This window comes from Pseudonocardia yuanmonensis (genome assembly GCF_039542425.1).
Classification (GTDB): Bacteria; Actinomycetota; Actinomycetes; order Mycobacteriales; family Pseudonocardiaceae; genus Pseudonocardia; species Pseudonocardia yuanmonensis.
Genome location: NZ_BAABIC010000022.1, coordinates 27872 through 50517, shown reverse-complemented (window position 1 = coordinate 50517; position 22646 = coordinate 27872). Strand labels below are relative to the sequence as shown.

Annotated in this window: 15 protein-coding genes; 12 read left to right on the top strand and 3 right to left on the bottom strand. The window is 70.4% G+C overall.

The window, feature by feature from the left end:
- Positions 1 to 204 precede the first annotated feature (204 nt).
- On the top strand, positions 205 to 765 hold the full coding sequence (gene rplJ, locus ABD990_RS26575; RefSeq protein ID WP_345383482.1) for a 50S ribosomal protein L10: 561 nt from the start codon (positions 205 to 207) through the stop codon (positions 763 to 765).
- A gap of 49 nt (positions 766 to 814) precedes the next feature.
- Entirely contained in the window at positions 815 to 1207 is a 393-nt protein-coding gene (gene rplL / locus ABD990_RS26570) for a 50S ribosomal protein L7/L12 (protein ID WP_345383481.1), read from the top strand.
- A gap of 124 nt (positions 1208 to 1331) precedes the next feature.
- On the opposite strand, the gene ABD990_RS26565 is transcribed toward rplL, so the two are convergent.
- Positions 1332 to 2996, bottom strand: a complete 1665-nt coding sequence (locus ABD990_RS26565) for a class I adenylate-forming enzyme family protein (protein ID WP_345383480.1) — start codon at positions 2994 to 2996, stop codon at positions 1332 to 1334.
- Positions 2997 to 3004: 8 nt separating this feature from the next.
- On the bottom strand, positions 3005 to 3979 hold the full coding sequence (locus ABD990_RS26560; protein ID WP_345383478.1) for a cyclase family protein: 975 nt from the start codon (positions 3977 to 3979) through the stop codon (positions 3005 to 3007).
- 660 nt (positions 3980 to 4639) lie between these two features.
- Between ABD990_RS26560 and rpoB the strand changes: the two genes are divergently transcribed.
- Together rpoB and ABD990_RS26550 are read left to right on the top strand one after the other, a co-directional pair.
- The gene (gene rpoB / locus ABD990_RS26555) at positions 4640 to 8149 is read left to right on the top strand and encodes a DNA-directed RNA polymerase subunit beta (protein ID WP_345383477.1); all 3510 of its coding nucleotides are present in this window, start codon (positions 4640 to 4642) and stop codon (positions 8147 to 8149) included.
- Positions 8150 to 8185: 36 nt separating this feature from the next.
- On the top strand, positions 8186 to 12088 hold the full coding sequence (locus ABD990_RS26550) for a DNA-directed RNA polymerase subunit beta' (protein WP_345383476.1): 3903 nt from the start codon (positions 8186 to 8188) through the stop codon (positions 12086 to 12088).
- Positions 12089 to 13115: 1027 nt separating this feature from the next.
- Here ABD990_RS26550 and ABD990_RS26545 read toward each other — a convergent pair.
- A complete protein-coding gene (locus tag ABD990_RS26545) occupies positions 13116 to 15449 on the bottom strand; it encodes an alpha/beta hydrolase fold domain-containing protein (protein ID WP_345383475.1) in 2334 nt (777 codons plus the stop codon).
- 510 nt (positions 15450 to 15959) lie between these two features.
- Here ABD990_RS26545 and rpsL point away from each other — a divergent pair.
- The 8 genes from rpsL to rplW all read left to right on the top strand — a co-directional run bounded on the left by rpsL (position 15960) and on the right by rplW (position 22644).
- Positions 15960 to 16334 carry a 30S ribosomal protein S12 gene (gene rpsL, locus ABD990_RS26540; RefSeq protein WP_037046087.1) on the top strand — a complete coding sequence of 125 codons (375 nt, stop codon included), beginning with the start codon at positions 15960 to 15962 and terminating at the stop codon, positions 16332 to 16334.
- Positions 16334 to 16804 (top strand): 30S ribosomal protein S7, encoded by a 471-nt coding sequence (gene rpsG / locus ABD990_RS26535; RefSeq protein ID WP_345383474.1) that lies wholly within the window; start codon positions 16334 to 16336, stop codon positions 16802 to 16804. Before rpsL ends, rpsG begins: the two co-directional genes overlap by 1 nt.
- Positions 16805 to 16852: 48 nt before the next feature.
- Positions 16853 to 18952 (top strand): elongation factor G, encoded by a 2100-nt coding sequence (gene fusA, locus ABD990_RS26530; protein WP_345383473.1) that lies wholly within the window; start codon positions 16853 to 16855, stop codon positions 18950 to 18952.
- 132 nt (positions 18953 to 19084) lie between these two features.
- A complete protein-coding gene (tuf, locus tag ABD990_RS26525; protein WP_345383472.1) occupies positions 19085 to 20278 on the top strand; it encodes an elongation factor Tu in 1194 nt (397 codons plus the stop codon).
- Between the two features lie 441 nt (positions 20279 to 20719).
- Positions 20720 to 21025 (top strand): 30S ribosomal protein S10, encoded by a 306-nt coding sequence (gene rpsJ, locus ABD990_RS26520; RefSeq protein WP_003938093.1) that lies wholly within the window; start codon positions 20720 to 20722, stop codon positions 21023 to 21025.
- Positions 21026 to 21032: 7 nt separating this feature from the next.
- Positions 21033 to 21686 (top strand): 50S ribosomal protein L3, encoded by a 654-nt coding sequence (gene rplC, locus ABD990_RS26515; protein ID WP_345383471.1) that lies wholly within the window; start codon positions 21033 to 21035, stop codon positions 21684 to 21686.
- A complete protein-coding gene (rplD, locus tag ABD990_RS26510; RefSeq protein WP_345383470.1) occupies positions 21683 to 22348 on the top strand; it encodes a 50S ribosomal protein L4 in 666 nt (221 codons plus the stop codon). The genes rplC and rplD overlap by 4 nt, the downstream gene beginning before the upstream one ends.
- A complete protein-coding gene (gene rplW, locus ABD990_RS26505; RefSeq protein WP_345383469.1) occupies positions 22345 to 22644 on the top strand; it encodes a 50S ribosomal protein L23 in 300 nt (99 codons plus the stop codon). The genes rplD and rplW overlap by 4 nt, the downstream gene beginning before the upstream one ends.
- The last annotated feature ends 2 nt before the right edge of the window (positions 22645 to 22646 follow it).

Sequence of the window (22646 nt, the reverse complement as noted above, 5' to 3'; positions counted from 1 at the left end):
GAAGACCGCAGGTCTGCCCACCGGCCCCGCCGGTGGTCACGAAGGCCCCGCAGCCGCGGGCGGCCCGCGCAGGAGGACGAGGCAAGCAGCCCGGGTGCGCACGCGCGCCCGCACTCCACGCCCCGTGCCCTGCGCACGGGGCGTTCGTCGTCTCCAGGGGTCTCGGGACGCGGTGGCACACCGACACCCGAGAGGAGGCATCACATGGCACGACCCGACAAGGCGGCGGCGGTCGCGGAGATCGCCGACCGGTTCCGGGGCGCGTCCGCCTCGGTGGTCACGGAGTACAGCGGCCTCACCGTGGCTCAGCTGAGCCAGCTGCGCCGCGCCCTGGGCGAGAACGCCAGCTTCCGCGTCGCCAAGAACACCCTGGTGAAGCGGGCGGCGGCGGACGCCGGCGTCGACGGCCTGGACGAGCTCCTGGCCGGCCCGACGGCGATCGCGTTCGTCACCGGCGAGGCGGTCGACGCCGCCAAGGCGCTGAAGAACTTCGCCAGGGACAACAAGGGCCTGGTGATCAAGGGCGGCTACATGGACGGCCGCGCCCTGTCGGGCGCGGAGGTCGAGCGGCTCGCCGACCTCGAGTCCCGCGAGGTCCTGCTCGCCAAGCTGGCCGGCGCGATGAAGGGCAACCTGGCCAAGGCCGCGGGCCTGTTCGCCGCCCCGGCGTCGCAGGTCGCCCGCCTGGCCCAGGCCCTGGCCGACAAGCGGGCCGCCGAGGGCGAGAGCGCCCCCGAGGGCGAGAGCGCCCCCACCGAGAGCTGACCCGGCTCCACCACCCGATCCATCCAGAGACACACAGAAGGAGCCAGACATGGCGAAGCTGTCCAGCGACGAGCTGCTCGACGCGTTCAAGGAGCTCACCCTCATCGAGCTCGCCGAGTTCGTGAAGAAGTTCGAGGAGACCTTCGAGGTCACCGCGGCCGCCCCGGTCGCCGTCGCCGCCGCGGCCCCCGCCGCCGGTGGCGAGGCCGCCCCGGCCGAGGCCGAGAAGGACGAGTTCAACGTGGTCCTCGAGGCCGCCGGCGACAAGAAGATCCAGGTCATCAAGGTCGTCCGCGAGCTCGTCTCGGGCCTCGGCCTGAAGGAGGCCAAGGACCTCGTCGAGTCGGCCCCGAAGCCGATCCTCGAGGCTGTGGCCAAGGACGCGGCCGACGCCGCCAAGGCGAAGCTGGAGGAGGCGGGCGCGAAGGTCTCGCTGGCCTGACCGGTTTCCGGTCAGCGCTGCGTGACGAGCGCCGCCTGATCCCCGCCGCCACGCCGCCCACGGGGCGGCACCGGCGGGTCACGAACGGCACTTCCGCGGGTGCGGAAGTGCCGTTCGTGCGTTCTCAGGACTGCTCGCGCTCCCGCAGCTCGCGGCGCAGCAGCTTGCCGCTGACCGTCTTCGGGATCTCGTCGAGGAACTCGACCTGCCGAGGGTACTTGTAGGCCGCCATCCGCGCCTTGGCGAAGGCGATCAGCTCCTCGGCGGTGACCTCCTTGCCCGCGCGCAGGCTCACGAACGCCTTGACCGTCTCGCCGCGGTACTCGTCCGGCACCCCGACCACGGCCGCCTCGCGCACCGCCTCGTGCTCGTAGAGCACGTCCTCGACCTCGCGCGGCCACACCTTGTAGCCGCCCGCGTTGATCTGGTCCTTCTTGCGGTCGACGATGTAGAACCAGCCCTGGTCGTCCATGTACCCGACGTCGCCGGTGTGCAGGGAGCCGCCGGGCAGCGCCCGCTCGGTCTCCTCGGGCTTGTTCCAGTAGCCCTTGACCACCTGCGGGCCCGTCGTGACGATCTCGCCGACCTCGCCCGGCGGGAGGTCCGTGCCGTCCTCGCCGACGATCCGCACGACCGTGTCGTACACGGGCACGCCCACCGACAGCGCCCCGGAGGCCTCGTCGACCGGCGCCTCGGCGTGCCTCGGCGTGCAGTGGCTGGGCGAGGTGGTCTCGGTGAGCCCGTAGATGTTGTGGATGTACTGGCCGAAGGCCTGCTGGAAGGCCTTGACCGTGGACGGCGGGATCGGCGCGCCGCCGGACCAGATCTTGGTGAGCGAGCTCAGCGCGTCGTGGTCGGCGTTCGGGGCGTTCATCAGCGCGATGAACACGGTGATCGAGCCGACGGTGAAGGTCGGCCGCTCCTCGCGGATGATCTCGATCGCCGCGGACGGCTCGAAGCGGTGGAACAGCACCAGCGGCGCCCCGAGCAGCATGGCGATCGTGACGTGCCCGATGAGCCCCGTGATGTGGAACAGCGGCGCGACGCCGAGGACGACGTCGTCCGGGCCGAGCTCGCAGAAGCCGCGGTAGGTCTGCGAGTTGAACACCAGGTTGGCGTGGGTGTTCATGGCGCCCTTGGGCGGCCCGGTGGTGCCCGAGGTGTAGGTGAGCACCGCCGTGTCCTGCGGGTCGAAGGACACCGCCGGCGGCCGCTGCCCGCGGAACCGCTCGACCAGCTCGCCGAGGTCGGTGGTGCCCTCGACCGCCCCGATCCGCTCGACGCCGCCGAGGATGCGCTGGTCGTTGCGCGTCTGGTGGTCGAGCTCGCTCGTGGTGAGCACCGTGCGCACGGCGGTGTCGCCGACCACCTTGGACGCGACGTCCCGGTACAGCTTCTCCAGCGTGACCAGCACGCTCGCCCCGGAGTCGGTGAGCAGCAGGTGCAGCTCCCGCTCGCGGTTCATGGGGTTGACGTTGACGGCGATGCCGCCGGCCTTCCACGTGCCGAGCAGCGCGATCACGTACTGGGGGTCGTTCTGCAGGAACAGCGCGACCCGCTCGCCGGCGGAGAAGCCGGCGTCGAGCAGGCCGGACGCCACCGCGTCGGACAGCTCGTCGAGCTCGCGGTAGGTGATGCGGCCGTCGAAGTAGCGGATCGCGTCCCGGTCGCCGTGCTGCTCCAGCGTGGCCCGGAAGAGCGCCAGCATGTCCGGGAACTCGGGCGTGATCGAGGTGGGCTGGCCCTCGTCGTAGCGGGCGAGCCAGGGCTTGTCGTCGTAGATCGACACCGGGTCTCCTAGCGGATGGCGATGGGGTTGACCGGCGCGCCCGTGCCGTGCACGACCTTCAGCGGGGCGGCCGCGTAGAGGAACGACCAGCGGTTGTCGGCGGCGCAGGCGTCGGCCAGGTCGTCGAGCCAGGCGATCTCCGTGAGGGTCACGCCCAGGTTGCGCATGAGCGCACAGTGCAGGGGCAGCGCGACGCCGGAGTTCGGGTCCGCGGTCACCTCGTTGGCGATGGTGTCGGTGACGAGGTTCGGGATCTCGCGCTGCTGGAACCACTCGACCAGCTCGCGGGAGTAGGTCAGCCCGGGCTCGACGAAGCCCTCGTAGAACTTCTCCGGGTCGTTCAGCTCGTACCAGTACTTCATCCAGCCCGTGCGGATCAGCAGCACGTCCCGCGGCTCGATCTCCACGCCCTGGTTCTCGGCCGCGGCCTCCAGGTCGGTGTGGTCGAACGTCTCGCCCTTGTCGAGCCACTGCTTGCCGCGGTGCCGGGCCATGTCGATGAGCACCCCGCGCCCGACGACGCCCTTCTCGGCGATGGGGAGCACCGAGGCCTTGTCCATGGCGTCGATGGTCGTGCGGGCGTCGTAGCCGTTCCAGAGCTTGCCGTCGTACCAGACGTGCCCCAGGGCGTCGTACTGCGTGGAGCCCTGCAGGAAGATGTGGGCGGTGTCGTCGGCGTAGTGCAGGCCGCCCGGGAAGGCCGGCGCGTCGGGGGAGTCCCACGTGCCCTCGTCGAGCTCGTTCTTGCGGGACATCCCCCTGCGGCCCGGCCAGATCGGGTCGCCGGGGCTCTCCGTGCGGCCCATCTGGATCTGGAGGGTGAAGACCTCGCCCGACCTCACGTGCCGGATGCCGCGCAGGACCTGAGCGGCGTCGAGGTAGTTGAGACAGCCCAGCTCGTCGTCCGGGCCCCACTTCCCCCAGTTCGTCGGGGCGTCCGTGACCAGCAGCTCGCCCGTCGTCGGCACGGTGTTCTCGGCCATCCGTCGACCCCTTCGTCGGCGTTCTGAGACAGGTGCTTGATCGCCGTCGATCGTGGTCGCGCCCGTTCCCGGCAGTCAAGGCCGGTGGCCGCGAGCCCCGTCAGGAGGGTGGGCGTAGGGTTGGGGATCGAACCGAGGCCCCGCTGCTCCGGACGAGTGAATTACGCCCGGCGCGACAGACGGCGGGTAGGCCCACGGGTCGCGCCGACCGACGGTCGACCGGGGGTCCGGGAGCCCTGAGCTGCCGGTCGTCCTCCGGGAGGGACCACTTACCGACGCGTACGGTCTTGACTCGGTGCGCCTGCCGGGTCACTCTTACGTCACGGTGCTTGGCTCCGGTGGTGAGCTGAGCGACGTGTCTCGACAGCGGCTGCCTTCGCGGCTAGACTGACTCTTTGCGCTGCCTCCGCCCAGGTTCGGCGTGCACGCTGTCGGAAGTCCGCCGGTCGCGAGGCCGGGTCCCGGAAGGTCCGTCAGGGTGCTCGGCGGACCTGGTCGGAGCGTGGCGCCCTGACAACGAACGGCGAGTTCAGCTCCCCGGCCACACCCGACACGTCGCCAGATCGGCCGCCGGCACCGGAACCGGTGCGGTGACGGGAACGGTAGCGCCTCGGGGGCGGTGCCCGCCAGACGAGAGCGTAGTTCTCGGAAGGACGCATCTTGGCTGTCTCCCGCGCCACCGTGACCACTGCGACCCCTGGGAGCGCCGTCTCGGCGAACCCGAACTTCCCTGGCGCACCCACCCGAGTCTCGTTCGCGAAGATCGCCGAGCCCCTCGAGGTGCCGGACCTCCTCGACCTGCAGATCCAGTCCTTCCAGTGGCTGGTCGGGGACGAGGCGTGGTTCCAGCGCCGCATCGACGCGGGGGACGAGAACCCGGTCGGGGGCCTGGAGGAGATCCTCGCGGAGATCTCCCCGATCGAGGACTTCTCGGGGTCCATGTCGCTGTCCTTCTCGGACCCGCGCTTCGACGAGGTCAAGGCCTCGGTCGAGGAGTGCCGGGACAAGGACATGACCTACGGTGCCCCGCTGTTCGTCACCGCGGAGTTCACCAACAACACCACCGGCGAGATCAAGAGCCAGACGGTGTTCATGGGCGACTTCCCCGTGATGACGGACAAGGGCACGTTCATCATCAACGGGACCGAGCGCGTCGTCGTGTCGCAGCTCGTCCGGTCGCCGGGCGTGTACTTCGACCACGCCATCGACAAGACGACCGAGAAGGACGTCTACTCGGTCAAGGTCATCCCCAGCCGCGGCGCGTGGCTGGAGTTCGACGTCGACAAGCGCGACACGGTCGGCGTCCGCATCGACCGCAAGCGCCGCCAGCCGGTCACCGTGCTGCTCAAGGCGCTGGGCTGGACCGCCGAGCAGATCCGGGAGCGCTTCGGGTTCTCCGAGACGATCCTCGCCACCCTGGAGAAGGACCACACCGCCGGCCAGGACGAGGCGCTGCTCGACATCTACCGCAAGCTGCGCCCGGGCGAGCCGCCGACCCGCGAGAGCGCCCAGACGCTGCTCGAGAACCTGTTCTTCAAGGACAAGCGCTACGACCTGGCCAAGGTCGGCCGCTACAAGGTCAACAAGAAGCTGGGCCTGGCGGAGCCCACCGAGGTCGGCACGCTGACCGAGGAGGACATCGCCACCACCATCGAGTACCTCGTCCGCCTGCACGCCGGTGAGACCTCGATGAAGGCCAAGGACGGCGAGACCGACATCCCGGTCGAGACGGACGACATCGACCACTTCGGCAACCGCCGCCTGCGCACGGTCGGCGAGCTCATCCAGAACCAGGTCCGCGTCGGCCTGTCCCGGATGGAGCGCGTCGTCCGCGAGCGGATGACGACGCAGGACGTCGAGGCCATCACGCCGCAGACCCTGATCAACATCCGGCCCGTCGTGGCCGCGATCAAGGAGTTCTTCGGCACGTCGCAGCTGTCGCAGTTCATGGACCAGCACAACCCGCTGGCCGGCCTGACCCACAAGCGGCGCCTGTCCGCGCTGGGCCCGGGCGGTCTGTCGCGCGAGCGCGCGGGCTTCGAGGTCCGGGACGTGCACCCGTCGCACTACGGCCGCATGTGCCCGATCGAGACCCCCGAGGGTCCGAACATCGGCCTGATCGGCTCGCTGTCGACGTTCGCGCAGGTCAACCCGTTCGGCTTCATCCAGACGCCGTACCGCAAGGTCGTCGAGGGCCGGGTCACCGAGCAGATCGACTACCTGACCGCGGACGAGGAGGACCGCTTCGTCATCGCGCAGGCCAACGCGCCGCTCAACTCCGACGGCACCTTCACCGAGGACCGCGTCCTGGTGCGCCGGAAGGGCGGCGAGGTCGACCTGATCCCGCCGACGGGCGTCGAGTACATCGACGTCTCGCCGCGGCAGATGGTGTCGGTCGCGACCGCGCTCATCCCGTTCCTCGAGCACGACGACGCGAACCGCGCCCTGATGGGCGCGAACATGCAGCGCCAGTCCGTGCCGCTGCTCCGCTCCGAGGCGCCGCTCGTCGGCACCGGCATGGAGCTGCGCGCCGCGGTCGACGCGGGGGACGTCGTCGTCACCGAGAAGGCGGGCGTGGTCGAGGAGCTCTGCGCCGACTACATCACCGTCATGGCGGACGACGGCACGCGCCAGACGTACCGGCTGAACAAGTTCCGGCGCTCGAACCAGGGCACCTGCAACAACCAGAAGCCGATCGTCGACGAGGGCCAGCGGGTCGAGGTGGGCCAGGTGCTCGCCGACGGGCCGTGCACCGAGAACGGCGAGATGGCGCTGGGCAAGAACCTGCTCGTGGCGATCATGCCGTGGGAGGGCCACAACTACGAGGACGCGATCATCCTGTCGCAGCGCCTCGTGCAGGACGACGTGCTGACCTCGATCCACATCGAGGAGCACGAGATCGACGCCCGGGACACCAAGCTCGGCGCCGAGGAGATCACCCGGGACATCCCGAACGTCTCCGAGGAGGTCCTCGCGGACCTGGACGAGCGCGGCATCATCCGGATCGGCGCCGAGGTCCAGCCCGGCGACATCCTGGTCGGCAAGGTCACCCCGAAGGGCGAGACCGAGCTGACCCCGGAGGAGCGGCTGCTCCGCGCGATCTTCGGCGAGAAGGCGCGCGAGGTCCGCGACACCTCGCTGAAGGTGCCGCACGGCGAGAACGGCAAGGTCATCGGCATCCGGGTCTTCTCCCGGGACGACGACGACGAGCTGCCGCCCGGCGTCAACGAGCTGGTCCGCGTCTACGTGGCCCAGAAGCGCAAGATCTCGGACGGCGACAAGCTCGCCGGCCGGCACGGCAACAAGGGCGTCATCGGCAAGATCCTGCCGGCCGAGGACATGCCGTTCCTGCCGGACGGCACGCCCGTCGACATCATCCTGAACACGCACGGTGTGCCGCGACGGATGAACATCGGCCAGGTCCTGGAGACCCACCTCGGGTGGATCGCCAAGTCCGGCTGGGAGGTCGAGGGCAACCCGGACTGGGCGAAGATGCTGCCCGAGGAGCTCTACTCCGTGCCGCCGAACACGAACACCGCGGTGCCGGTGTTCGACGGCGCCAAGGAGCACGAGATCACCGGGCTGCTGGGCTCGACCCGGCCGAACCGCGACGGCGACCGCATGGTCGGCCCGGACGGCAAGGCGCAGCTCTTCGACGGGCGCTCGGGCGAGCCGTACCCGTTCCCGGTGGCCGTCGGCTACATGTACATCCTGAAGCTGGCGCACCTGGTGGACGACAAGATCCACGCGCGGTCGACCGGCCCGTACTCGATGATCACCCAGCAGCCGCTCGGCGGTAAGGCCCAGTTCGGCGGCCAGCGCTTCGGCGAGATGGAGTGCTGGGCGATGCAGGCGTACGGCGCCGCCTACACGCTGCAGGAGCTGCTCACCATCAAGTCCGACGACGTGGTGGGCCGGGTCAAGGTCTACGAGGCCATCGTCAAGGGCGAGAACATCCCCGAGCCGGGCATCCCGGAGTCCTTCAAGGTGTTGTTGAAGGAGCTCCAGTCGCTGTGCCTGAACGTCGAGGTGCTCTCCAGCGACGGTGCCGCCATCGAGATGCGCGACACGGACGACGAGGACCTCGAGCGCGCCGCGGCGAACCTGGGCATCAACCTGTCCAGCCGCCCGGGCTCGGACTCGATGTCCGTCGACGACGTCGTGAACTGACCCAGCCCAGAGCCGAGACAACGAGAAGGACACATCTTGCTCGACGTCAACTTCTTCGACGAGCTGCGCATCGGCCTGGCCACCGCCGAGGACATCCGCCAGTGGTCGCACGGTGAGGTCAAGAAGCCGGAGACCATCAACTACCGCACCCTGAAGCCCGAGAAGGACGGCCTCTTCTGCGAGAAGATCTTCGGCCCGACCCGGGACTGGGAGTGCTACTGCGGCAAGTACAAGCGCGTCCGGTTCAAGGGCATCATCTGCGAGCGCTGTGGCGTGGAGGTCACCCGCGCCAAGGTGCGGCGTGAGCGCATGGGCCACATCGAGCTGGCCGCCCCCGTCACGCACATCTGGTACTTCAAGGGTGTGCCGAGCCGGCTGGGCTACCTGCTCGACCTGGCGCCGAAGGATCTCGAGAAGATCATCTACTTCGCCGCCTACGTGATCACGTCGGTCAACGGCGAGCTGCGCCACCAGGACCTGTCCACGCTCGAGAACGAGATGAGCGTGGAGCGCAAGCGGGTCGAGCAGCGCCGCGACCAGGACCTCGAGGCCCGGGCCCAGAAGCTCGAGTCCGACCTGGCCGAGCTCGAGGCCGAGGGCGCCAAGAGCGACGTCCGCCGGAAGGTCAAGGAGGGCGGCGAGCGCGAGATGCGCCAGCTCCGCGACCGCGCCCAGCGCGAGCTGGACCGGCTCGACGAGATCTGGACCACCTTCGCCAAGCTCGAGGTCCAGCAGCTGATCCCGGACGAGGGGCTCTACCGCGAGCTCTACGACCGGTACGGCGACTACTTCACCGGCGCCATGGGTGCCGAGGCGATCCAGAAGCTGCTGGAGAACTTCGACATCGACGCCGAGGCCGAGAAGCTGCGCGAGATCATCCGCAGCGGCAAGGGGCAGAAGAAGCTCCGGGCCCTCAAGCGCCTCAAGGTCGTCGCCGCGTTCCAGTCCACCGGCAACTCGCCGATGGGCATGGTGCTCGACTGCGTCCCGGTCATCCCGCCGGACCTGCGCCCGATGGTGCAGCTCGACGGTGGCCGCTTCGCCACGTCCGACCTGAACGACCTGTACCGCCGGGTCATCAACCGGAACAACCGCCTCAAGCGACTGATCGACCTCGGCGCGCCCGAGATCATCGTCAACAACGAGAAGCGGATGCTGCAGGAGGCCGTCGACGCGCTGTTCGACAACGGCCGCCGCGGCCGTCCGGTGACGGGCCCGGGCAACCGGCCGCTCAAGTCGCTGTCCGACCTGCTCAAGGGCAAGCAGGGCCGGTTCCGCCAGAACCTGCTCGGCAAGCGCGTCGACTACTCCGGCCGGTCGGTCATCGTCGTCGGCCCGCAGCTGAAGCTGCACCAGTGCGGCCTGCCCAAGCAGATGGCGCTGGAGCTGTTCAAGCCGTTCGTGATGAAGCGCCTGGTCGACCTGAACCACGCGCAGAACATCAAGTCCGCCAAGCGGATGGTCGAGCGCGGCCGCTCGCAGGTGTGGGACGTGCTCGAGGAGGTCATCTCCGAGCACCCCGTCCTGCTCAACCGCGCGCCGACGCTGCACCGCCTCGGCATCCAGGCCTTCGAGCCGCAGCTGGTGGAGGGCAAGGCCATCCAGCTGCACCCGCTGGTCTGCGAGGCGTTCAACGCGGACTTCGACGGTGACCAGATGGCGGTCCACCTGCCGCTGTCGGCCGAGGCCCAGGCCGAGGCCCGGGTGCTGATGCTCTCGAGCAACAACATCCTCTCGCCGGCGTCCGGCCGCCCGCTCGCCATGCCGCGTCTGGACATGGTCACGGGCCTGTTCCACCTGACCCGCGAGCGTCCGGACGCCCAGGGCGCGGGCCAGTCGTTCAGCTCCGAGGCCGAGGCCGTCATGGCCTACGACCGCAAGACGCTGCACCTGCAGGCCCCGATCAAGATCCGGCTCCCCGGCGTCACGCCGACCCCGGGCACCGAGCTCGAGGAGGGGGAGGTCTGGCGCGCCGAGACCACCCTCGGCCGGGTCATGTTCAACGAGCTGCTCCCGGCGGACTACCCGTACGTCAACGAGCCGCTGCCGAAGAAGCGCCAGGCCGCGATCATCAACGACCTGGCCGAGCGCTACTCGATGACCGAGGTCGCGCAGGTGCTCGACCGCCTCAAGGACGCCGGCTTCTACTGGGCCACCCGGTCCGGCGTCACGCTGGCGATCGACGACGTCGTGGTCCCGCCGAACAAGCAGGAGATCCTCGACGGCTACGAGGCCAAGGCCGACCAGGTCAACAAGCGGTACCAGCGCGGTGCGCTCTCCCACCAGGAGCGCAACGACGAGATGGTCAAGATCTGGACCCAGGCGTCCGAAGAGGTCGCCAAGGCCATGGAGGACAACTTCCCCGAGGACAACCCGATCCCCACGATCGTGAAGTCCGGGGCGGCGGGCAACATGACGCAGGTCCGGCAGCTGGCCGGTATGCGTGGTCTGGTCGCCAACCCCAAGGGTGAGTACATCCCCCGCCCGATCAAGGCCAACTTCCGCGAGGGCCTGTCCGTGCTGGAGTACTTCATCTCCACGCACGGCACCCGGAAGGGTCTGGCGGACACCGCGCTGCGGACCGCCGACTCGGGCTACCTGACCCGTCGTCTGGTCGACGTCTCGCAGGACGTCATCGTCCGCGAGGTCGACTGCGGCACCTCCCGCGCGGTCACCATGCCGGTCACGGAGGAGACGGCCGACGGCCGCCTCATCCCGCACCGCTACATCCGCACGTCGGTGTACGCGCGGAGCTCGGCGGAGGAGGTCACGGACGCCGACGGCACCGTGATCGTGGCCAAGGGCGGCGACCTCGGCGACCCGGCGCTCGACGCGCTGGTCGCGGCGGGCGTCCGGCAGATCCGCGTGCGCAGCGCGCTGACCTGCGAGTCGGCCACCGGCATCTGCGCGACCTGCTACGGCCGCTCGATGGCGACCGGCAAGCTGGTCGACGTCGGCGAGGCGGTCGGCATCGTCGCGGCCCAGTCCATCGGTGAGCCGGGCACGCAGCTGACGATGCGTACCTTCCACCAGGGCGGTGTCGCGGGCGACGACATCACGACCGGTCTGCCGCGTGTCACGGAGCTCTTCGAGGCGCGTGTCCCGCGCGGCAAGGCGCCGATCGCGGACGTCGACGGCCGCATCCGCATCGAGGACGGCGACCGCTTCTGGAAGATCACCCTCATCCCGGACGACGGGGGCGAGGAGATCGTCTACGAGAAGCTGTCGAAGCGGCAGTGGCTCGCCATGACGGTGGTCGACGGCGAGGAGCGCCCGCTCCGCGACGGCGACCACGTCGAGGTCGGCCAGCTGCTCCTCGAGGGCACGGCGGACCCGCACGAGGTGCTGCGCGTCATGGGCCCGCGCGAGGTGCAGCTGCACCTGGTGCGTGAGGTGCAGAAGGTGTACCGCACGCAGAGCGTGGACATCCACGACAAGCACATCGAGGTGATCGTCCGGCAGATGCTCCGCCGGGTCACGATCATCGACTCGGGTGCCACCGAGTTCCTGCCCGGCGCGCTCGCCGAGCGGGGCGAGTTCGAGTCGGAGAACCGGCGCGTGGTCGCCGAGGGCAACGAGCCGGCCTCCGGCCGCCCGGTGCTCATGGGGATCACCAAGGCCTCGCTGGCGACGGAGTCGTGGCTGTCCGCGGCCTCGTTCCAGGAGACCACCCGGATCCTCACCGACGCCGCGATCAACGGGAAGCGCGACAAGCTCGTCGGGCTGAAGGAGAACGTGATCATCGGCAAGCTGATCCCCGCCGGTACGGGGATCAGCCGGTACCGCAACATCCAGGTGCAGCCCACGGAGGAGGCCCGCGCGGCCGCCTACGCGCTGCCGAGCTACGACGACGGCTACTACAGCCCGGACGTGTTCGGCACGGGCACCGGTGCCGCGGTCCCGCTGGACGACTACGACTTCGGTCGCGACTACCGCTAGTCGCCTCCGCGGTCACGACGGGGCCGGCGCCTTCGGGCGCCGGCCCCGTCGGCGTTCTCGGGCGGACGCTCGCCGGGCAGGTGGTGGGCGTGGTGTCGGCCGGGATCCGCGCCCCGACACCTCCTCCTCCGTGTGCCGGCGTCGGACGTGCCGGTTCGCGGGTCGTCCGGGAGCGCGGGTGCGCCTTCGCGCGCGACCGGTCCCGCCCGGCCCGCACACCGCGCCGGGCGCGCCACACCCGGCGTGGCCCCGCGGCACACCGGGCAGGTCGGTCGCACACCCCGTCGACCGGGTGTGGCGGGCGTCGTCGGTTGTGCCGGCTCGGCGGTGCGGGGGCGCGTTCCGAGGCAGGCGCGGCCCGGTGCGCTGGGTGTCGCACCCTCGGGCCCGCACATCCCGCCGAGCGCGCGACATCCCGTTGAGCGCGCGACATCCCGTTGAGCGCGCGACATCCCGCCGAGCGCGCGACATCCCGCCAAGCGCCGACATCCTCCCGAGCGCGCCGCATCCCGCCGAGCGCGCCACATCCGGTCGACGGCCTGTGCGAGCACCCTCGGGGGTGTACCGGCGGGTCGTACGGGGTGTGAGGCGCTCGAGACGGTGTGTGAACGGGGGCCTCGGCGTCTCCGACAGCCGGCCGGCCCCGACCCTGGCCTGGCACACCCACCCGTGCCCGCACGCACCCGCCGCGCCCCCAGTCGCGCGCCCCGCACACCTCGCCCGGCCGTCCACACCTCTGCGGGCCTCGCGCACCTCTGCGGGTCTGGCACACCAGGCCGTGCACACCTCTCCGGGTCCCGTACACGTCTCCCAGGCCCCGCCACGTCTCCAGACCCCGCACACCCGCCCTCGGCCGGGCGGCACACCCGCGAGGTCAGTGGCACATGCCGTCGACCGGGTGTGGCCCGCTCCTCCGGTTGGGTCGCGCCCCAGCAGCGGCAGCGGCAGCGGGCGGGGCGTGTCCCGAGAACACCGCACCCCTCCGGCGGGCACGTGCCGGAGGGGTGCGGGAGGGCCCGCGAGGCCGTCAGGTGGTGACGTACTCGCCCTCGTCGAGCACGGCCGTGCGGCGGCGGTACTCGAGCATCGTGCCGGGCCAGTTGTTGGTGACCCGGCCCGAGTCGGTGCGGTACCAGCTCACGCACTCCGTCCACACGCTGTCCGTGAGCCGGGACTGCATCTCGGTGTCGTAGGCGGTGGCGGCGTTCGGCCGCACCTCCAGCGAGCGCGTGCCGGTCGCGAGCCGGCGGATGCCCTCGCGGGCGTAGCGGATCTGGCACTCGAGCATGTGCACGATCGAGCCCGAGCCGACGTTGGTGTTGGGCCCGTAGAGCAGGAACAGGTTGGGGAAGCCCGGCACGGTGATGCCCAGGTGCGCCCGGGCCCCGTCGCGCCACTCCTCGGACAGCTCACGACCCTCGCGGCCGACCACCCGCATCGGCGCCAGGAAGTCCTGGGTGCGGAAGCCCGTGCCGAAGATGATGACGTCGGCGGGGTACGGCGTGCCGTCGGCGGCGACCACGCCCTCCTCGGTGACCTCGGAGATCTTCTCGGTGACGACGTCGACGTCCGGCCGGGCGAGCGCGCGGAACCAGTCCGAGGAGATCAGCACCCGCTTGCAGCCGACCGGGTAGTCCGGCGCGACGCGCTCGCGCAGCTCCGCGTCCGGGACCTGCAACCGCAGCTGCAGCCGGTGCAGCAGGCCGAAGGTCGAGGCGAACGGCCGGACCACCGTGAAGCCCAGGGCCCCGAACTCGAAGAACCCGGTCCAGAAGGCGCGCGCGGCGCGGTGCCAGGCCCGGAACCGCAACGAGAAGGCCCGCGGCCCGTACGGGCGGTCGAGCTTGGGGATGACGTAGGGCGCCGAGCGCTGGAAGATCGTCACCCGCTCGGCGTCCGGCGCGATCGCGGGCACGAACTGGATCGCGCTCGCCCCCGTCCCGACGACGGCGACGCGCTTGCCGCGCAGGTCGACCGAGGAGTCCCAGCGGGCGGAGTGGAACACCGGGCCCCGGAACCGCTCGATGCCGGCCAGGTCCGGTGTCGCGGGGTGCGAGAGCTGCCCGCAGGCTGCCACCAGGGCCTCGGCCTCGAGCTCCCCGCCGCTGGTCTCGATCCGCCAGACGGCCGCGTCCTCGTCCCACCGGGCGCCCGTGACCTCGGTGCCGAGCCGGATGTCCCGGTCGAGGTCGTGGTCGGCCGCGACGGTCCGCAGGTACCGCAGGATGTCCGGCTGCGGGGCGAAGCGGCGGCTCCAGTCGCCGGGGGCGAAGGAGTACGAGTACAGGTTCGACGGGACGTCGCAGGCGGCGCCCGGGTAGGTGTTGTCCCGCCAGACCCCGCCGACCTGCGGCTCCTTCTCCAGGATCGTGACGTCCGCGAGGTCGTCCTCGCGCAGGGCCACGCCCATCCCGATCCCGCCGAAGCCAGCGCCGACCACCGCGACCCGCACCCGTCGTTCCGCCTGGTCGCGGCGCAGCGCCGCACCGAGCTCGCGGAGGTCGGCGTACGCCCGGCCGAGCAGCCCGGCCTCGAGCACGTGGTCGTGCCACATGCCCTCGGCGCGGGTGTAGCTGACCCGCCCGCCCGCCGCGCGGACCCGCTCGACCAGCCGGTCGGCGTCGCCCACGAGGACCTCGTCCGCCCCGGCGACGACGTGCAGCGGCGGCAGCCCGGACAGGTCGGCCTCCAGCGGCCGCAGCTCCGGGTCGGTGGCCCCGCCGCCTCGCAGGTACGACCGCCGGCCCTCCTCCAGCAGGCCGGGCCCGAGCATCGCGTCCCGCCCGGTGTTGCGGGCGATGGCGGGGTCGGTCAGGTCGAGGTCGAGCCACGGCGAGATCAACCCGACGCCCGCGGGCAGGGGGAGGCCCGCCGCCCGCAGCCGCAGGAGCAGCGCGACGGCCAGTCCGCCGCCCGCGGAATCTCCGGCGAGGGCGATGCGTTGTGCAAGGTGTCCCGCGTCGAGGAGCGCCCGGTAGGCGCGCTCGGCGTCGTCGAGGGCCGCGGGGTACGGGTGCTCGGGCGCCAGCCGGTAGTGCAGCAGGTGCACGGTCCCGCCGGTCGCCTCGGCCAGCCACGCCCCGAGCGATCGGTGCGAGGCGGGGGAGCCGACCACGTAACCGCCGCCGTGCAGGAAGAGCACGGGGCGGTCGTCGCGGCTGCCGGGGACGGACACGCGGACCGACGGCCGGCCGCCGAGCGACGAGGGGGTGGAGCGGGTGCCACGGGGAACGGGGAGCAGTCGGCCCTGGAGGTCGACGAGCGCCCGCGAGACCGGGGTCGGCAGCCGGGGCGAGAGCGCGGGGGCCACGAGCACCCGGGTGGCGGCCCGGACGGCGGCGCACGGCAGTGTGAGGCGCATGATCGAACCGTAGGGCCGGGGTACGGGCCCGCGGACCGGGGCGGCAGGGGCAACGGCGGCCCGCGAGGGCCAGCCCGGCGACCGGCGTTCGCAGGTCGGCGGGGCGCGACGAGCGCAGGTCGATCTGCGACGAGCGGGTGAGCCTGCTTGCGTCGCCGGCGGGGCTGGGGCAGCCTCCCAGCTGACGCGAGAGTGACCCGGAGTTGGCCGGCGGGAGTCCCGCGGGCCCCGCGACGCCCCCTGGGCGGACCCGTTTTGACCCTCGTCAGACGGGCCGCGTACCCTTGGGACTTGCGCGCGATCACGCGTGCCCTCGTCCGTCCTGGACGCCTCCACGGAGTTCCCCGACTCCGCGCCGGTGCGCAGGGCGCGACACGCCCGACCTCGCGGTCCGGCGGGCCGGGGTGGAAGCGGCCCGTGACCACGATCGGGCGGCGCACGACCGCCCGCCCGGGCAGCCGCACGGGCGAGACACCTGAGCATCACGAGTAGGGAAGAAGCAGAGGGTTCATGCCCACGATCCAGCAGTTGGTCCGCAAGGGCCGCGAGGACAAGGTCGCGAAGACCAAGACGGCCGCGCTCAAGGGCAGCCCCCAGCGCCGCGGGGTCTGCACGCGCGTCTACACGACGACCCCGAAGAAGCCGAACTCCGCGCTCCGGAAGGTCGCCCGCGTCAAGCTGAGCAGCGGCATCGAGGTCACGGCCTACATCCCCGGCGAGGGCCACAACCTGCAGGAGCACAGCATCGTGCTGGTCCGCGGCGGCCGCGTGAAGGACCTGCCGGGCGTCCGGTACAAGGTCATCCGCGGGTCGCTGGACACCCAGGGTGTGAAGAACCGGAAGCAGTCCCGTAGCCGCTACGGCGCCAAGAAGGAGAAGAGCTGATGCCTCGCAAGGGCCCCGCTCCGAAGCGGCCGCTGGTCTCCGACCCGGTCTACAGCTCGCCGCTGGTCACCCAGCTGATCAACAAGGTGCTCAAGGACGGCAAGCGCTCGCTCGCCGAGCGGATCGTGTACGCCGCGCTCGAGGGCACCCGCGACAAGACCGGCACCGACCCGGTCGTCACGCTCAAGCGCGCGCTGGACAACGTCAAGCCGGCCCTCGAGGTCCGCAGCCGCCGCGTCGGTGGCGCGACCTACCAGGTCCCGGTCGAGGTCCGCGCGAGCCGGCAGACCACCCTCGGCCTGCGCTGGCTGGTGAGCTACGCCGGGCAGCGCCGCGAGAAGACCATGGTCGAGCGCCTCATGAACGAGCTGCTCGACGCGAGCAACGGCCTCGGCGCCAGCGTGAAGCGGCGCGAGGACATGCACAAGATGGCGGAGTCCAACAAGGCCTTCGCCCACTACCGCTGGTGACGGGCCGACCGTCCGCGCCAACCTTTTCCCAGGGGAAGTGAGCTGAACGTGGCACGGGACGTGCTTACGGACCTGACGAAGGTCCGCAACATCGGCATCATGGCGCACATCGACGCCGGCAAGACCACCACCACCGAGCGGATCCTCTACTACACCGGGATCAACTACAAGATCGGTGAGGTCCACGACGGCGCCGCCACGATGGACTGGATGGAGGAGGAGCAGAAGCGCGGCATCACGATCACGTCCGCCGCGACGACCTGCTTCTGGAAAGACCACCAGATCAACATCATCGACACGCCCGGCCACGTGGACTTCACCGTCGAGGTGGAGCGCTCGCTGCGCGTGCTCGACGGCGCGGTCGCGGTCTTCGACGGCAAGGAGGGGGTCGAGCCGCAGTCCGAGCAGGTCTGGCGGCAGGCCACCAAGTACGACGTCCCCCGCATCTGCTTCGTCAACAAGATGGACAAGCTGGGCGCGGACTTCTACTTCACCGTGTCCACGATCAAGGACCGGCTCGCGGCCACGCCGCTGCCGCTCCAGCTGCCGATCGGCTCCGAGAGCGACTTCATCGGCGTCGTCGACCTGGTCGAGATGCGCGCGCTGACCTGGCGCGGCGAGGTCCAGAAGGGCGAGGACTACACCGTCGAGGAGATCCCGGCCGACCTGGCCGAGAAGGCGGAGGAGTACCGCACCGCCCTCCTCGAGGCCGTCGCCGAGACCGACGACGAGCTCATGGAGCTCTACCTCGGTGGCGAGGAGCTCACGGTCGACCAGATCAAGCACGGCATCCGGGAGATCGTGCGCACCCGCGCCGCCTACCCGGTGCTCTGCGGCTCGGCGTTCAAGAACAAGGGCGTCCAGCCGATGCTCGACGCGGTGATCGACTACCTGCCGTCGCCGTACGACGTGCCGCCGGTCGAGGGCACGCTGCCGGACGGGGAGACCCCGGCCAGCCGCAAGCCCAGCAAGGACGAGCCGTTCTCCGCGCTCGCCTTCAAGATCGCCGCACACCCGTTCTTCGGCAAGCTGACCTACGTCCGGGTGTACTCGGGCCGGGTCGCCGCCGGGTCGCAGGTCGTCAACTCGACCAAGGACCGCAAGGAGCGCATCGGGAAGCTCTTCCAGATGCACGCCAACAAGGAGAACCCGGTCGACGAGGCCATGGCGGGCCACATCTACGCCGTCATCGGCCTGAAGGACACGACCACGGGTGACACGCTCTGCGACCCGCAGGCGCCGATCATCCTGGAGTCGATGACCTTCCCGGACCCGGTCATCCAGGTCGCGGTCGAGCCGAAGACCAAGGCGGACCAGGAGAAGCTCTCCACGGCGATCCAGAAGCTGGCCGAGGAGGACCCGACCTTCCAGGTCTCGCTGGACGAGGAGACCGGGCAGACGATCATCGCCGGCATGGGCGAGCTCCACCTCGAGGTGCTCGTCAACCGGATGAAGAGCGACTTCAAGGTCGAGGCCAACATCGGTAAGCCGCAGGTGGCCTACCGGGAGACGATCCGCAAGACCGTCGACAAGTACGAGTACACGCACAAGAAGCAGACCGGTGGGTCGGGGCAGTTCGCCCGGGTCATCATCAAGCTCGAGCCGCTGAACACCGCGGACGGTGCGCTGTACGAGTTCGACAACAAGGTCACCGGTGGTCGCGTGCCGCGGGAGTACATCCCGTCGGTCGACGCCGGCGCCCAGGACGCCATGCAGTACGGCGTGCTGGCGGGCTACCCCCTCACGGGGATCAAGCTGACCCTGCTCGACGGCCAGTACCACGAGGTCGACTCGTCCGAGATGGCGTTCAAGGTCGCCGGCTCGATGGCCCTCAAGGAGGCTGCGAAGCAGGCCAGCCCGGCGCTGCTCGAGCCCATGATGGCCGTCGAGGTCACGACGCCCGAGGACTACATGGGTGACGTGATCGGCGACCTCAACTCCCGCCGCGGCCAGATCCAGGCCATGGAGGAGCGGGCGGGCGCCCGCGTCGTCAAGGCGCTGGTCCCGCTCTCGGAGATGTTCGGCTACGTCGGCGACCTCCGGTCGCGGACCCAGGGCCGGGCCAACTACACGATGGTCTTCGACTCGTACGCGGAGGTCCCGACCAACGTGGCGAAGGAGATCATCGCGAAGGCGACCGGCGAGTAGTCCGGACCCCTCTCGCGAGGCGCGGTCCGCGGACGGGTAGGGTCACCCGCCTGTTCGCGGCCCGCACCTCGAACCCCCAAGACCTGCCGTCAGCACGGCGGAGACGAAGATCAAGTCCAGGAGGACACTGCAGTGGCGAAGGCGAAGTTCGAGCGGACCAAGCCGCACGTCAACATCGGCACCATCGGTCACATCGACCACGGCAAGACCACGCTGACGGCGGCCATCACCAAGGTTCTGCACGACAAGTACCCGGACCTCAACGAGGCCTCGGCGTTCGAGAACATCGACAAGGCGCCCGAGGAGCGCCAGCGCGGTATCACGATCTCCATCGCGCACGTCGAGTACCAGACCGAGAAGCGGCACTACGCGCACGTGGACTGCCCCGGTCACGCCGACTACATCAAGAACATGATCACCGGTGCGGCGCAGATGGACGGCGCCATCCTGGTGGTCGCGGCGACCGACGGCCCGATGCCGCAGACGCGTGAGCACGTGCTGCTCGCCCGTCAGGTCGGCGTGCCCTACATCGTGGTCGCGCTGAACAAGGCCGACATGGTCGACGACGAGGAGATCCTCGAGCTGGTCGAGCTGGAGGTCCGCGAGCTCCTGTCGTCGCAGGACTACCCGGGCGACGACCTCCCGATCGTCCGCGTCTCGGCCCTCAAGGCCCTCGAGGGCGACGCCGAGTGGGGCGCCCGCCTCCTCGAGCTCATGGACGCCGTCGACGAGGCGATCCCGGAGCCGGAGCGCGACACCGACAAGCCGTTCCTCATGCCGGTCGAGGACGTCTTCACGATCACCGGTCGCGGCACGGTCGTCACCGGCCGTATCGAGCGCGGCATCGTGAAGGTCAACGAGACCGTCGAGATCGTCGGCATCCGCGAGAAGTCGACCTCGACCACTGTCACCGGTGTCGAGATGTTCCGGAAGATCCTCGACGAGGGTCGCGCGGGCGAGAACGTCGGCCTGCTGCTCCGCGGCATCAAGCGCGAGGACGTCGAGCGCGGCCAGGTCGTCGTGAAGCCGGGCTCGATCACCCCGCACACCGAGTTCGAGGGCCAGGTCTACATCCTGGGCAAGGACGAGGGCGGCCGGCACACGCCGTTCTTCAACAACTACCGTCCGCAGTTCTACTTCCGGACGACGGACGTGACCGGCGTGGTGACCCTCCCGCAGGGCACCGAGATGGTCATGCCGGGTGACAACACCACCATGAGCGTTCAGCTGATCCAGCCGATCGCCATGGAGGAGGGCCTGCAGTTCGCCATCCGCGAGGGTGGTCGGACCGTCGGCGCCGGCCAGGTCACCAAGATCAACAAGTAAGACCTTCCGCGGCCCGTGGACCCTCGGGGAGACCCGAGTCCACGGGCCGCACCCCGGTCGAGGGCCGCACGAACCCGTGTGGCATCCTTGACGGGTTGCGCGCGGACGGCGGGCACACGCCAAGCCGGGTCTCCCGGAACTGGAGTGGGCCCCTCGGACGCGCCGACCCCGGATCGACAGGCGACCCCCCCGGGGGGAGCGGTGACCCGGGGACCGGTGTGCGGGTAGTAGGGCGACACGCCCGACCTCGTGGACCGGAGTCCAGAGGGTGAGACCTGAACAGAGCGCGGACGCCCGGTCCGCATCGGATGCCCGAGCCGCAACGGCTTCGCGCGCGTCGGTGCCGGTGGTTGCGACGTAGACCTGGTCGGGGCTCCCCTCGGGGCGGGACACCCGGAGACACCGCCAGCAGCGGCAGGAAGAAGAGGACGACCCACGACCATGGCGGGACAGAAGATCCGCATCAGGCTCAAGGCCTACGACCACGAGGCAATCGACGCGTCTGCTCGCAAGATCGTGGAGACGGTGACGCGCACCGGTGCCCGTGTCGTCGGTCCTGTGCCGCTGCCGACCGAGAAGAACGTGTACTGCGTCATCCGCTCGCCGCACAAGTACAAGGACTCGCGCGAGCACTTCGAGATGCGCACGCACAAGCGGCTGATCGACATCCTCGACCCGACGCCGAAGACGGTCGACGCGCTCATGCGCATCGACCTGCCGGCCAGCGTCGACGTCAACATCCAGTAGGGCACCGATGAGCGACAGGCAGATCACCGGGATCCTGGGCCGGAAGCTCGGGATGACCCAGGTATTCGACGAGAACAACCGGGTGGTTCCGGTCACCGTGGTCCAGGCCGGGCCGAACGTCGTGACCCAGATCCGCTCGCAGGAGAAGGACGGGTACGAGGCGGTCCAGCTCGCCTTCGGCGCCATCGACCCGCGCAAGGTCAACAAGCCGGAGACCGGGCACTTCGCCAAGGCTGGTGTGACCCCGCGCCGCTTCACCGTCGAGCTGCGCACCACGGACGCCGCGACGTACGAGCTCGGCCAGGAGATCACCGCCGAGGCCTTCGAGACCGGCGCCGTGGTCGACGTGGTCGGCACGACCAAGGGCAAGGGCACCGCGGGTGTCATGAAGCGGCACGGCTTCGGCGGTCTGGGCGCCTCGCACGGTACCCAGCGCAAGCACCGCTCCCCGGGTTCCATCGGCGGCTGCGCCACCCCGGGCCGCGTGTTCAAGGGCCTGCGCATGGCCGGCCGCATGGGCGTCGCCCGCCAGACCACGCAGAACCTGAAGATCCACCGCGTCGACGCCGAGCGCGGCCTGCTGCTGATCAAGGGCGCCGTCCCCGGCCCCCGCGGCGGCCTCGTCGTGGTGAAGAGCGCCGCGAAGGGTGGTGCGAAGTGAGCACCGTCGAGGTGAAGGACGCCACGGGCGCCGGCACCGGCAACGTCGAGCTGCCGGACCACGTCTTCGACGTGACCGCCAACGTCCCGCTGATGCACCAGGTCGTCGTGGCCCAGCAGGCCGCGGCCCGCCAGGGCACGCACGACACCAAGACCCGCGGCGAGGTCCGCGGCGGCGGCAAGAAGCCGTACCGCCAGAAGGGCACCGGCCGGGCCCGCCAGGGTTCGACCCGCGCGCCGCAGTTCGCGGGCGGTGGCACCGTCCACGGCCCGACGCCGCGCGACTACAGCCAGCGGACGCCGAAGAAGATGAAGGCCGCCGCCCTGCGCGGTGCGCTGTCGGACCGGGCCCGTGCGGGCCTCGTCCACGTCGTCTCCGGGATCGTCGAGGGGGACACCCCCTCGACGAAGTCCGCCCGCCAGGCCATCGAGGCCGTCGCCGGCGCCGGCACCCGCGTGCTCGCGGTGGTCGACCGGGACGACACGGTGAACCTGCTGAGCCTGCGCAACCTGCCGCAGGTGCACCTCATCGCGCCGGACCAGCTGAACACCTACGACGTGCTGGTCAACGACGCGGTCGTGTTCACGCAGGCCTCGCTCGACGCGTTCCTCGCCGGCCCCATCGCCGTCAAGACGAAGCGTGCCGAGGAGGCTGCCAAGTGATCCCCGACCCGCGCGACATCCTGCTCGCGCCGGTGGTGTCCGAGAAGAGCTACGGGCTGCTCGACGAGAAGCAGTACACGTTCCTGGTGCACCCCGACGCGAACAAGACCCAGATCAAGATCGCCGTGGAGCAGGTGTTCGGGGTCAAGGTCACCAGCGTCAACACGCTGAACCGCCCCGGGAAGCGCAAGCGCTCCCGCACCGGCTACGGCAAGCGCAAGGACACCAAGCGCGCGATCGTCACCCTCTCCGCGGAGAGCAAGGACATCGACGTGTTCGGTGCCCGGGCGAGCTGAGG

Coding starts and splice junctions, on each gene's coding strand:
- rplJ (WP_345383482.1), top strand. CDS start 205: ATGGCACGACCCGACAAGGCGGCGGCGGTCGCGGAGATCGCCGACCGG.
- rplL (WP_345383481.1), top strand. CDS start 815: ATGGCGAAGCTGTCCAGCGACGAGCTGCTCGACGCGTTCAAGGAGCTC.
- ABD990_RS26560 (WP_345383478.1), bottom strand. CDS start 3,979: ATGGCCGAGAACACCGTGCCGACGACGGGCGAGCTGCTGGTCACGGAC.
- ABD990_RS26545 (WP_345383475.1), bottom strand. CDS start 15,449: ATGCGCCTCACACTGCCGTGCGCCGCCGTCCGGGCCGCCACCCGGGTG.
- rpsL (WP_037046087.1), top strand. CDS start 15,960: ATGCCCACGATCCAGCAGTTGGTCCGCAAGGGCCGCGAGGACAAGGTC.
- rpsG (WP_345383474.1), top strand. CDS start 16,334: ATGCCTCGCAAGGGCCCCGCTCCGAAGCGGCCGCTGGTCTCCGACCCG.
- rpsJ (WP_003938093.1), top strand. CDS start 20,720: ATGGCGGGACAGAAGATCCGCATCAGGCTCAAGGCCTACGACCACGAG.
- rplC (WP_345383471.1), top strand. CDS start 21,033: ATGAGCGACAGGCAGATCACCGGGATCCTGGGCCGGAAGCTCGGGATG.